Raw genomic sequence first — 11,569 nt, 5'->3', positions numbered from 1 at the left:
CCGACATGAAACACTCAACCGCAGAAATCCTCCGTGAATATGGCCCGTTCAGCGGTGTCGACAGCGTGCATGGCGTGACCTGGGACGGTGAGCGCGTCTGGTTTGCCAGTGGCGAAAAACTCATCGCCCTCGACCCGGCCAGCGGCAAGACGTTGCGTTCAATCGACGTCACCGCCGACGCAGGTACGGCCTTTGACGGCCGGCATCTGTTTCAGATCGCCGCCGACCGCATCCAGAAAATAGACCCGCAGACCGGCAAGGTGCTCAACACCATCCCAGCACCGGGCGGCGGCAATGATTCCGGGCTGACCTGGGCCGAAGGCACGTTGTGGGTCGGCCGCTACCGCGATCGGAAAATCCACCAGATCGACCCCGAGACCGGCGCGATTCTGCGCACGATCGAATCGAACCGCTTCGTCACCGGCGTGACCTGGGTGGACGGGCAGCTGTGGCACGGGACCTGGGAAGGCGATGAAAGCGAACTGCGCCGGGTGGACGCCAAGACCGGGGAAGTGCTGCACAGTGTCAGGATGCCGACGGGTGTCGGCGTGTCGGGGCTGGAGTCTGATGGAGGCGATCAGTTTTTCTGCGGCGGCGGTGGCAGCGGGAAGGTGAGGGCGGTGCGGCGGCCTGCGTGATGCCGACATCGCCCGTGCGTTGGACGATGTCGATCGGCTGTTTCGTCTCCGGGCCTCAAGGCGCCCCAAACAACATCGTCCAGTAAACCCCCTCGTCACTGCGCGAGTCCGTCGCGTAGGCGAACCCGACTTGAGTGAACAGCGGGCTCATCAGGTTGGCGCAATGTCCGGGGCTGGCGAGCCAGCCGGCCATGGCCTTGCCGGGTGAGCCCTGGCCGGCGGCGATGTTTTCGCCGATCTGGCGGCCACGGAATCCGGCCGCTCTTGCGCGGTCGGCGGGGGTATCGCCATCGGGATCGCGATGGGCGAAATAATTTCCGTAGGCCATGGCCTTGCTGTGGCCCTGCGCGGCGGCCCCGAGGCTGGCATTCCAGGCCAGTGGTCGGGCGGCGGCAAAGCGCTGGCGCCCGCACAGACGCGGTTTCGCCCGTGCAGCGTTGACCTGGGCGAGCAAGGCCCGGCTGACGGCTCGCGTGTCGTCCATTTGAGCGTCCAGCACTGGCCGCGCGAGCACCACTTGCCACTCGCCACGGCTGCGACTGACGCCAATATCGGCGTATTGGCTATCCAGCAATGCCGTGCAGTAATCGCTTTGCAACAGGTCGAACGCCTCATCGGCATCCTGTGCGCCGACCACGCGCAGGGTACGCACGGTCACGGCCTGGTAACCGGACGCTTTCAATCGGTCGCGCAAACCGCCGCCGTAGCCAATCGGTAGGGCCAGGCTGGATTTCAGCGTGAGCGGCGACAACCGTTGGGCGGGACGCCGCTCGCAATGCTCGGGGTGGGCACGGTAATCGTTGATGGCTTCCACCAATTGCCGTTCCGCACCGGCATGGGCGGCGCCGGTGATGAAGGAAAACGAGGAAAACAGGCACAGGGAGGTCAAGCGCAAGACGGTTTGGCGCATGGAGGGACAGCTCTGAAAAGAAGGCAACGATTAGGAGAAGGAATTGGCGCCGGTGTAAGACTGGGTTGCTGAATTAAGGTTCACGGCAGGAGAGCGCCTATTTGCCGGCAAGGTTGTGTGTCCGACGGACGTAGCGTTTGTCGATGTTTTACGGTCAGCAGTACCCACACGCCGCGTCCGTGATCTACACCCCCCAACCCTCCCGCACAGCCCGGCGAATCCCCTCCAGCAACATCGAAAACGCCGGGTTGTCGTTGTTTTCCCGCCAGATCAAATGCAGCTCGCTTTGCACGCCTTCGCCCAGGTCGATATCGCGAAACACCACATTCTTGAACACCACGCTGGTCGCGCAACGCGGCACCAGCGCCAGGCCCATGCCGGCGTTGACCAGCGCCAGAATCGTCAGCGACGAACCCAGCCATTGCACGTATTCCGGGGCGACGCGGGCTGAGCGCAGCATACCAGTCAGCAGTTCGTTGAAGGGCGGATAGGCGGCGTGGGAGTACATTAGAAACGGTTGTGCATCGAGGTCGTTGACCGACACCGTTTCGGTGCTGGCCAAGCGGTGCTGGCTGGGCACGGCCAACACAAACGGCTCGCGCACCAGGCACTCGGTGGCGTAGCCGGGTTCCAGCAACGGCGCGCGGACGATGCCCAGATCAATGCGGCGGGCGCGCAGGGCCTCGTGTTGCTGATAGGTGTTCATTTCCGCCAGGTCGATTTTCACGTGAGGTTGTTTGAGCCGGGCTTCGGCGATGACCTTGGGCAGGAATTCGTACACCGCGCTGCCGACAAAACTGATGTTGACCGAGCCGATATCGCCTTCGGCGAAGCGGCGGGCGGTGGTGGCGGCTTGTTGGGCGCGCTCCAGCAGGTTTTGCGCTTCGACGAAGAAGGCGCGACCGGCGGCGGTCAGGGCGACGCTGCGGGTGGTACGGGTGAACAGCTCGACGCCAAGGTGGTGTTCCAGCAACTGAATCTGTCGGCTGAGTGGCGGTTGGGTCATGTTCAACCGTTCGGCGGCGCGACGAAAGTTGAGTTCGGTTGCCACCGTGGTAAAGCAGCGCAGTTGCGTGAGTTCGAACATTGATCTAATCCAGGTATCAATCGAATGCCAAGTTAGATTAGACGGGATCAATGTCCGCGTCCATGATCGGCCCGTCCCTAAAAAAACAATGAACGGGAGTCGCCCCTTGAATACCCTCCAGAGTCCGCCGGACCCGACCGTGCTCGCCCGGGCCGCCGCCAAAGTGAAACGCCATGTGCTGCCGTTGTTCGTGGTGATGTTCATCGTCAACTACATCGACCGGGTCAACATCGGCTTCGTGCGCAGCCACATGGAAACCGACCTGGGCATTGGCGCCGCCGCCTATGGTCTGGGCGCCGGTCTGTTCTTCATCGGTTACGCCATCTTCGAAGTTCCTTCCAACATGCTGCTGCAACGCTACGGTGCCCGCGCCTGGCTGACGCGCATCATGTTCACTTGGGGCGCGGCGGCCATGGCCATGGCGTTCGTGCGCGGCGAAACCAGCTTCTATGTGCTGCGTTTCATTCTTGGCGCGGCCGAAGCGGGGTTCTTTCCCGGCATCATTTACTACTTCACCCAGTGGCTGCCGTCGACCGAGCGCGGCAAGGCCATGGCGATCTTCCTCAGCGGTTCGGCAATTGCCTCGGTGATTTCCGGGCCGGTGTCCGGTGCGCTGCTGAACGTCAGTGGTTTCAACCTGCATGGCTGGCAGTGGATGTTCCTGATCGAAGGCTTTGCCTCGATCGTGCTCTGCGGGTTCGTCTGGTTCTGGTTGCAGTCCCATCCGCGTCAGGCGAACTGGCTGAGCGCGGAAGAAAAGGATGCGCTGGTGAACGCCATTGCCTTGGAGCAACAGGCCCGCGAAGCCACGCAGACGGTCAAGCCGTCGATGTTCAAGTTGCTGGCGGACAAACAGATCGCGCTGTTCTGCTTCATCTACTTTTCCATCGCCCTGACCATCTACGGCGCCACGTTCTGGCTGCCGAGCATGATCAAGAAAATGGGCAACCTCGGCGACTTCCAGGTCGGGCTGTTCAACTCGATTCCGTGGATCATTTCCATCGTCGCGATGTACGGCTTCGCGGCCATGGCCAGCAAATGGAAACACCAGCAGGCGTGGGTCGCGTTGACGCTGGTGATCGCCGCGTTCGGCATGTTCATGTCCACCACCGGCGGGCCGGTGTTCGCCTTTGTTGCCATTTGTTTTGCCGCGATCGGTTTCAAGGCGGCCTCGGCGTTGTTCTGGCCGATTCCGCAAGGCTACCTGGACGCACGGATCGCTGCGGCCGTGATCGCGCTGATCAACTCCATCGGCAACCTCGGCGGTTTTGTCGCCCCGACAGCCTTCGGTTTCCTTGAACAGAAAACCGGCTCCATCGAAGGTGGCCTCTATGGCCTGGCGGCCACTTCGCTGGTGGCGGCGGTGGTGATCTTCTTTGCCCGGACCGCTCCGCGTGGCGATGTCCGCCGCGTGCTGACCGCTAAACCTGCCGACACCGCAACCGCACAAAAATCGTTAAGTCATCCTGCTTTGAAAACTGATCCAAAGGGAGCAGCCTCTTGAAAATCACACGAGTCACCGTCACCCCCATCGCGTTCCGTGATCCGCCGCTGCTCAATGCCAGCGGGATTCACGAGCCGTTCGCGCTGCGCTCGATCATCGAAATCGAGAGCGACACTGGCTACATCGGTCTGGGTGAAAGTTACGGCGACGCACCGGCGCTGGCGATCCAGCAGCAACTGCAATCGCAACTGATCGGCCTCGACCCGTTCAACCTCAACGAGCTGCGGCGCATCGTGCAAGCCACGGTGGCGGCGCACAAACCTGCCAGCCTTGCCGGCGCGGAACTGGCGCCGGGCTCCCACGCCAGCAAAGCGGTGAGCAATGCGTATTCGGCGTTCGAAGTGGCGTTCCTCGATTTGCAGGCGCACTCGCTGAACGTGCCGTTGGTGGACTTGTTGGGCGGGGCCATTCGCGACGAGATTCCGTTCAGCGCCTACCTGTTTTTCAAGTACGCCCAGCACGTCGACTCGCCTTACAAACCGGACAACTGGGGCGAGGCGCTGAACGAAGAACAGATCGTCGCCCAGGCGCGGCGGATGATCGAGGCCTACGGCTTCAAGAGCATCAAGCTCAAGGCCGGCACGCTGCCGCCGGAGCACGAAGTGTCGTGCATCAAGGCCCTGAAAAAGGCCTTCCCCGGTTACCCGCTGCGCATCGACCCGAACGGCAACTGGTCGCTGGAAACCTCGATTCGCATGGCCGAACTGCTCGGTGATGACCTGCAATATTACGAAGACCCGACCCCGGGACTCGACGGCATGTCCGAACTGCACAAACGCACCGGCCTGCCGCTGGCGACCAACATGGTGGTCACCGATTTCGACGAGTTCCGGCGCAGCGTGGCGTTGAACAGCGTGCAGATCGTTCTCGCTGATCACCATTACTGGGGCGGCCTGCGGGACACCCAGGCGCTGGCGAAAATGTGCGACACCTTCGGTCTCGGCGTGTCCATGCATTCCAACTCGCACCTGGGCATCAGCCTGATGGCGATGGCCCATGTGGCGGCTTCGGTACCTAATCTGGATTACGCCTGCGACACGCATTACCCGTGGCAGGAACCGGATGAAGAAGTGATCAAGGGCGGCAAGCTGCCGATCGTCGACGGCTGCGTGAAAATCACCCGCGCGCCGGGGCTCGGCCTGGAGCTGGATCACGATCAACTGGGCAAACTGCATGACCAATACCTGACCTGCGGCATTCGCCAGCGCGATGACGTGAAACAGATGCAGCGCTACAAACCGGACTGGAAGGCGGTCAAACCGCGTTTTTAAGCGCGGCCAGCAAGCGCTCGATCTGGGCCAGTTCCCAGGTGCTGAGCAAACTCACCGGGTCGGTGCCGTAGCGTTGCCAACTGTCGAGTTCGCCTTCGCGACCGTCGGGGCTGCGGCAACGCTGGCAGTGGCGCAAGTGCGTGTCGTCGAGGTCGAGGGTCAAGTGCCAGCCCTCGATGTCGACGTGCACCAGGCCGGGCGCGGACGGTTCGTCGAGGCGGCGCATCGGCCGCACTTCGAGGGCGGCGTCGCGCAATAGCTGGTAGATCTCACGGGTAGTCAGGGGTGGCACACCGGTCTCCGATAGGGGCGAGTGGCCGCGATTGTATGAAGAATCCCTGAACCACACCAAATTTGCCGCGCGTTGAAAATATCGGCGGCTTTTTAGAACGATTATTTCTTTGGGTTATTTGTATAGAGGTGCATCGAATATCCATTGCTGCTTAAACCGCGTCATGGCATTGGCTGTGTTCGTGTTGACGTCTTTTTTGAAGCAATAGCGGCAAAGGGCGTTCCGAACACCGCGCTAAGGCGGTTGCAACATCGGTTTTTGCTGCTTGATCAGCGTCTTGTCGGGCCTTCATCAATCCATAGAATCCCCCTCCATCAGCTTCGTCCACCTACAAATCCTCCGGGGAACAACACCATGATGAACGCCATGCAGATGCAAATGCCGATGAACGCCAACATGCCAATGATGCCGATGATGGGCATGCCGATGATGATGGCGACCATGACCTGCGACATGATGGACGACGGCATGATGTGCAAGATGATGCCGGCCGCTGGCATGGACATGGCGATGTTCAAGAACAGCGCTGAAATGATGCAGATGATGATGAACTGCGGCATGCCGATGATGATGCATTGCGGCAACATGAGCATGATGTGCATGTCCCAGGCGGCCATGGCCATGCCGATGATGAACATGATGATGCCGATGCCGATGATGGGCATGCCGATGCCATCGATGAAGTGCGTGATGGAATGCACCATGATGGACGACGGCATGATGTGCAAAATCATGCCGATGGCGGGCATGAACATGGACATGATGAAGAACTGCTGCGCGCTGATGATGAAGATGATGAACGATTGCAGCATGCCGATGATGATGAGCTGCAATGGCATGCCGCTGATGTGCTGCACCTGCTGATTCCCCGGTAGTACAAAAAAGCCCCCGAGGTGTTAGGCCTTGGGGGCTTTTTGCGTTTCAGCTGTGCGTGGTTTGGGTGGTTTGGGCGGTGTACATATCCATTCCTGCGGTTACGGCGGCTGGCGGTTTCGCCCTTACGGCGAGTCACTTGCAAAAGCGGCAAGTAACCAAGCGCTCTTGCCCCTTTCGTTCGGTGCCTCGCCATGGCTCGGCATTCCCTCGCTCCGGTCCTGCTCCGTGGGCCCGCCGCGATCGGCCATCCCTGGCCGTGCGCGGCTACCCGGCATCCATGCCGGGTTGCCCACTGCGCAGAACCTCCACTCGGCCTCTCGAGGGGGCGACCACCGCCACAGCCGCCGAGGCGGCCTTAAGGCCGACCTGGCTCTCTTGTGTTCGCGTTCCCTCATTCCGGATCTGTACATCGCTCCCCTGTAGGAGCCGGCTTGCTGGCGATAGCGTCCGTCCAGCCAACACATTCATTGCCTGATCCACCGTAATCGCCAGCAAGCCGGCTCCTACACGGGATCGGGTTCACACGGTCAAAACTGTAGGAGCCAGCTTGCTGGCGATGGACGTCAACGATGACGCGGGTTGGGTGGATGAACGCGGTGCCTGGACGTTTTTCGCGAGCAGGCTCGCTCCCACACGGGGATTGGGTTCACACGGTCAAAATTGTAGGAGCCGGCTTGCTGGCGATGGGGGCCGTCCAGCCAATACATTCGTTGTCTGACCCACCGTCATCGCCAGCAAGCCGGCTCCTACACGGGATCGGGTTCACACGGTCAAAATTGTAGGAGCCAGCCTGCTGGCGATGGGCGTCAACGATGGCGCGGGCTGTCTGGATGCACGCGGTGTCCGGGCGTTTTTCGCGAGCAGGCTCGCTCCCACACGGGGATTGGGTTCACACGGTCGAAATTGTAGGAGCCGGCTTGCTGGCGATGGGGGCCGTCCAGCCAATACATTCGTTGTCTGACCCACCGTCATCGCCAGCAAGCCGGCTCCTACACGGGATCGGGTTCACACGGTCAAAATTGTAGGAGCCAGCTTGCTGGCGATGGACGTCAACGATGACGCGGGTTGGGTGGATGAACGCGGTGCCTGGGCGTTTTTCGCGAGCAGGCTCGCTCCCACACGGGGATTGGGTTCACACGGTCGAAATTGTAGGAGCCGGCTTGCTGGCGATGGGGGCCGTCCAGCCAATACATTCGTTGTCTGACCCACCGTCATGCCAGCAAGCCGGCTCCTACACGGGATCGGGTTCACACGGTCAAAACTGTAGGAGCCAGCTTGCTGGCGATGGACGTCAACGATGACGCGGGTTGGGTGGATGAACGCGGTGCCTGGGCGTTTTTCGCGAGCAGGCTCGCTCCCACACGGGGATTGGGTTCACACGGTCGAAATTGTAGGAGCCGGCTTGCTGGCGATGGGGGCCGTCCAGCCAATACATTCGTTGTCTGACCCACCGTCATCGCCAGCAAGCCGGCTCCTACACGGGATCGGGTTCACACGGTCAAAATTGTAGGAGCCAGCTTGCTGGCGATGGACGTCAACGATGACGCGGGTTGGGTGGATGAACGCGGTGCCTGGGCGTTTTTCGCGAGCAGGCTCGCTCCCACACGGGGATTGGGTTCACACGGTCGAAATTGTAGGAGCCGGCTTGCTGGCGATGGACGTCAACGATGACGCGGGCTGTCTGGATGCACGCGGTGTCCGGGCGTTTTTCGCGAGCAGGCTCGCTCCCACACGGGGATTGGGTTCACACGGTCGAAATTGTAGGAGCCGGCTTGCTGGCGATGGACGTTAACGATGACGCGGGTTGTCTGGATAAACGCGGTGCCTGGGCGTTTTTCGCCAGCAAGCTGGCTCCTACAGGAACCGCGTACGCTTTTGACTTTCACCACTCATCAGGCCGAGCGTTAGCTCGCCTTGGCTTTTGATCTTACGGTGCACGCCCCCTCGAGAGGCCGAGTGGAGGTTCTGCGTAGTGGGTACCGCGGCAAGGATGCCGCGGTAGCCGCCCCCGGCCATGGATGGCCGATGGCGGCGGGCCCACGGAGCAGGACCGGAGCGAGGGAATGCCGAGCCATGGCGAGGCACCGAACGAAAGGGGCAAGAGCCCTTGGTTACTTAGGGCCGGGCGGCGTTCCGTTTTTCCAAGTGACCCGCCGTAAGGGCGGAACCATTAGCGGCCGTTACCGCAGCAATGGATATGTACACCCTCAAAAAATTCGTAGTCCGATACGCAGCCATCGCGAGCAGGCTCGCTCCCGCAGGAGGAAGCACAGCTGGCGATCAATCAGTCCAGACGCTCCGGATAAGTCACCACCAGATACGCCACCGCCTCGCTGTCCGCCGGGTTGCGATAGCGATGAGGCTGGTCCGCATAAAACAGAATCGAATCCCCCGTGGACAGCAAATAGCGCTCATCGTTGACGCTGATTTCCAGCACACCCTGCGACACCACCAGGTTCTCCTGAACGCCAGGACCATGCCCCTCGGAAACGTCTTCACCCAGCGGGCTCAAGCGCAATTCGTAAAACTCCGACTGGCGCGCCACATCGAACGGAAACAACGCACGGCTGACAAACGCACCGCTGGCACTGACCAGCCGTTTGCTCTGACTCACCGACAGCACCGCAACACCTTCAAACGCCCGATGCTCAAGAAACGCCGCCACCGAAACCTTCAAGCCCTTGGCAATCTTGCACAGCACTTTGATAGACGGAACGCTGCGCCCGGATTCGATCTGCGCCAGCATCGCCCGGCTCACGCCACATTGCCGCGCCAGCGCGTCGAGGGACAGGTGACGCTTGCCCCGCAGGCGTTGCAGGTTTTGCGCGACCCGTTCGCAGATCGGGTCTTCTTCCAGCGATTCCAGATTATTCAGGTCCAGAACGGGTTCGTCGGCGCTCGCCAGAAAGCGCGAGGGTTCGTTGCTGCTCACGCGTGACGGGTCTCGGTCGACTGAGCGGCCTGAACCCACTGAAAGGCCTGGAGACCGGCGTTGCGTGCGTACATTTCCCACATGGCCCGTGCCCGTTGCTGAGCCTGTTTGCGCTTGTGGCGGGTAACGAAATCGATGACGTTGGCAGTCGGGTTCATAAGGCACTTCACTGTCGTGATGAATGACGGGATGGACTGAGAGTACGCGGATATTTTTATAACGATAAATACTGATTTTGTATTTATTAATTCTTTTTGGTTCTTTTAAACGTTGGCTCTTTGAACCTGTCGACACCTTCGGATTTTGCGTTGATCCCGCAGCCGCTATCGCCGGCAAGCCGGCTCCTACAGGGTTTTGTGTTTGTCCAGGTCGATCGGATGTACACGGACCTTGTAGGAGCCGGCTTGCCGGCGATGGCGGCGCATGTGATACAGCGCGTCGCTTCAATCGCCAGCAAACCGGCTTCCAACGATCCATGGACTCAATGCCCCACCAACTCCTCCAACAACTGCTCCTTGTACCCCTGCAACACCGCCGATGCGCGATCCCGCGGGTGGGGCAGGTCGACGATGATTTCGTGCTTGATCCGCCCCGGATGGGCGTCCATGACGATCACCCGGTCGCCCAGGTACAGCGCTTCTTCGATGTCGTGGGTGACCATGATCACCGTGCAGCGCTGTTGCACCCAGATGCGCTGCAACTCGTGTTGCAGGCGTACCCGGGTCAGGGCGTCGAGGGCGCCGAGGGGTTCGTCGAGCAGCAGCACTTTCGGTTTGTTGATCAGCGCCCGGGCGATGGCCGCGCGTTGCGCCATGCCGCCGGACAACTGATGCGGGTAGGCGTTTTCAAACCCTTCGAGATTGACCAGCGCAATGTGCTCGGCCACCAGCCGATTCTTTTCTGCCGGGGACAACGGATGGTTTTTCAACGCCAGGGCAATGTTCTGGCTCAGGGTCATCCACGGGAACAGTCGATGGTCCTGAAATACAATCCCGCGTTCCAGGCTGGTGCCGACCACTCGTTTGCCATCGAGCAGAATGTCGCCTTCATAGTCGGCTTCCAGCCCGACGATCAGGCGCAGCAGCGTGGATTTCCCGCAGCCGCTGGCGCCGACGATGCTGACGAACTCGCCGGGGCGCACGTCGAGATTGATCTGCTGCAACACCGGCAAAGGCTGGCCTTCGATCCGATAGGCCTTGCTCAGGCCGCGAATCGCCAGCGCGCCGGACTGAAATGAGGTGCTGTGCGGCACAGCATGTTGGGCAATTGCATTCATGGTTATCGGCCTTTCAACGAATGTTGCGCCAGCGCAGCAGATGGCGGCTCAACAGGTTAAACAAGAAGGTCATCAAGTAGCCGCAGAGGCCGATGCACAGCACGCTGAGGACGATCACTTCCATGCGTGAGCCGGCCTCGGCGTTCATCATCAGGTTGCCCAGGCCGGCGCCGGACGACAGGAACAGTTCGCTGCCCACGGCGGTGACCCAGGCGAACGCCAACGCATGCAGCACACCGGTGGCAATGCTCGGCAGCGCCGCGGGCAGCAGCACATGCCGGAAGCGTTGCCAGCGCGTCAGTACCAGCACCTGGCCGACCTCGCGGTAACGTTGCTCGACATGGCTGAAGCCCTGATACGTGTTGAGCACCATCGGGTAAAACGCCGCGAGGCTGACGATCAGCACCTTGGAGAATTCGCCGTTGCCGAACCACATGGCGATCAGCGGAATCCAGCCGAGCATCGGCACCTGACGGATCGAATGGAACAATGGCCCGATCAGCCGATTGGCCACCGTCGACAGCGCCATCAGCACCCCCAGCAACACACCGAAGAAAATGCCGAAGGCCAGACCGGTACTGGTGCGCGCCAGGCTGGCCAACAGATTCACCAGAAGTTCACCGTTGACCAACAATTCAAGTAACGCCGAGCCGATCGCCGACAAAGGGACAAAGGCATACGCCCCGGCCGCGCCCTGACGTGACAGGTATTCCCAGGCGCCGATCAGCAACAGCGGCAGCAGCAGGCCGCGTGATTGGGCAAGTAATCGAGGCATCATCGGCT

At 60.9% G+C, this 11,569-nt stretch carries 11 protein-coding genes; 4 read left to right on the top strand and 7 right to left on the bottom strand.

The features are described 5' to 3' along the window. The first annotated feature begins 5 nt into the window (after positions 1-5). Positions 6-638 (top strand): glutaminyl-peptide cyclotransferase, encoded by a 633-nt coding sequence (locus tag ACF6ZU_RS00895; protein ID WP_392889997.1) that lies wholly within the window; start codon positions 6-8, stop codon positions 636-638. A gap of 55 nt (positions 639-693) precedes the next feature. On the opposite strand, the gene ACF6ZU_RS00890 is transcribed toward ACF6ZU_RS00895, so the two are convergent. Continuing rightward, on the bottom strand, positions 694-1,548 hold the full coding sequence (locus ACF6ZU_RS00890) for a CAP domain-containing protein (protein WP_392889995.1): 855 nt from the start codon (positions 1,546-1,548) through the stop codon (positions 694-696). A gap of 184 nt (positions 1,549-1,732) precedes the next feature. Then, complete coding sequence (locus tag ACF6ZU_RS00885) at positions 1,733-2,635, bottom strand: LysR substrate-binding domain-containing protein (RefSeq protein ID WP_392889993.1); 903 nt, start codon at positions 2,633-2,635, stop codon at positions 1,733-1,735. Between the two features lie 106 nt (positions 2,636-2,741). Here ACF6ZU_RS00885 and ACF6ZU_RS00880 point away from each other — a divergent pair, with 106 nt between their 5' ends. Together ACF6ZU_RS00880 and ACF6ZU_RS00875 are read left to right on the top strand one after the other, a co-directional pair. Then, positions 2,742-4,139, top strand: a complete 1,398-nt coding sequence (locus ACF6ZU_RS00880) for an MFS transporter (RefSeq protein ID WP_392889991.1) — start codon at positions 2,742-2,744, stop codon at positions 4,137-4,139. Continuing rightward, entirely contained in the window at positions 4,136-5,410 is a 1,275-nt protein-coding gene (locus tag ACF6ZU_RS00875; RefSeq protein ID WP_392889988.1) for a glucarate dehydratase family protein, read from the top strand. Before ACF6ZU_RS00880 ends, ACF6ZU_RS00875 begins: the two co-directional genes overlap by 4 nt. Here the strand turns inward: ACF6ZU_RS00875 and ACF6ZU_RS00870 are convergent. Next, on the bottom strand, positions 5,394-5,702 hold the full coding sequence (locus tag ACF6ZU_RS00870) for a hypothetical protein (protein WP_392889986.1): 309 nt from the start codon (positions 5,700-5,702) through the stop codon (positions 5,394-5,396). The two genes, ACF6ZU_RS00875 and ACF6ZU_RS00870, sit on opposite strands and share 17 nt — an antisense overlap. Positions 5,703-6,056: 354 nt before the next feature. Here ACF6ZU_RS00870 and ACF6ZU_RS00865 point away from each other — a divergent pair, with 354 nt between their 5' ends. Continuing rightward, complete coding sequence (locus tag ACF6ZU_RS00865) at positions 6,057-6,566, top strand: hypothetical protein (RefSeq protein ID WP_392889984.1); 510 nt, start codon at positions 6,057-6,059, stop codon at positions 6,564-6,566. A gap of 2,296 nt (positions 6,567-8,862) precedes the next feature. On the opposite strand, the gene ACF6ZU_RS00860 is transcribed toward ACF6ZU_RS00865, so the two are convergent. From ACF6ZU_RS00860 to ACF6ZU_RS00845, 4 genes are all read right to left on the bottom strand, one after another. After that, a complete protein-coding gene (locus ACF6ZU_RS00860) occupies positions 8,863-9,453 on the bottom strand; it encodes a helix-turn-helix domain-containing protein (RefSeq protein WP_392893988.1) in 591 nt (196 codons plus the stop codon). 53 nt (positions 9,454-9,506) lie between these two features. Continuing rightward, positions 9,507-9,668 carry a hypothetical protein gene (locus tag ACF6ZU_RS00855; protein ID WP_392889982.1) on the bottom strand — a complete coding sequence of 54 codons (162 nt, stop codon included), beginning with the start codon at positions 9,666-9,668 and terminating at the stop codon, positions 9,507-9,509. A gap of 323 nt (positions 9,669-9,991) precedes the next feature. Continuing rightward, a complete protein-coding gene (locus ACF6ZU_RS00850) occupies positions 9,992-10,786 on the bottom strand; it encodes an ABC transporter ATP-binding protein (RefSeq protein WP_392889980.1) in 795 nt (264 codons plus the stop codon). A gap of 13 nt (positions 10,787-10,799) precedes the next feature. Further along, positions 10,800-11,561 carry an ABC transporter permease gene (locus ACF6ZU_RS00845; RefSeq protein WP_392889978.1) on the bottom strand — a complete coding sequence of 254 codons (762 nt, stop codon included), beginning with the start codon at positions 11,559-11,561 and terminating at the stop codon, positions 10,800-10,802. Positions 11,562-11,569 lie beyond the last annotated feature (8 nt).

The organism is Pseudomonas migulae, from assembly GCF_043225285.1.
In the GTDB taxonomy this organism is placed as follows: Bacteria; Pseudomonadota; Gammaproteobacteria; order Pseudomonadales; family Pseudomonadaceae; genus Aquipseudomonas; species Aquipseudomonas migulae_C.
Note: the sequence above shows the minus strand (reverse complement) of the source record. Positions and strands in the feature narration are given on the sequence as shown.

Coding starts and splice junctions, on each gene's coding strand:
- ACF6ZU_RS00895 (WP_392889997.1), top strand. CDS start 6: ATGAAACACTCAACCGCAGAAATCCTCCGTGAATATGGCCCGTTCAGC.
- ACF6ZU_RS00890 (WP_392889995.1), bottom strand. CDS start 1,548: ATGCGCCAAACCGTCTTGCGCTTGACCTCCCTGTGCCTGTTTTCCTCG.
- ACF6ZU_RS00885 (WP_392889993.1), bottom strand. CDS start 2,635: ATGTTCGAACTCACGCAACTGCGCTGCTTTACCACGGTGGCAACCGAA.
- ACF6ZU_RS00865 (WP_392889984.1), top strand. CDS start 6,057: ATGATGAACGCCATGCAGATGCAAATGCCGATGAACGCCAACATGCCA.
- ACF6ZU_RS00855 (WP_392889982.1), bottom strand. CDS start 9,668: ATGAACCCGACTGCCAACGTCATCGATTTCGTTACCCGCCACAAGCGC.
- ACF6ZU_RS00850 (WP_392889980.1), bottom strand. CDS start 10,786: ATGAATGCAATTGCCCAACATGCTGTGCCGCACAGCACCTCATTTCAG.
- ACF6ZU_RS00845 (WP_392889978.1), bottom strand. CDS start 11,561: ATGCCTCGATTACTTGCCCAATCACGCGGCCTGCTGCTGCCGCTGTTG.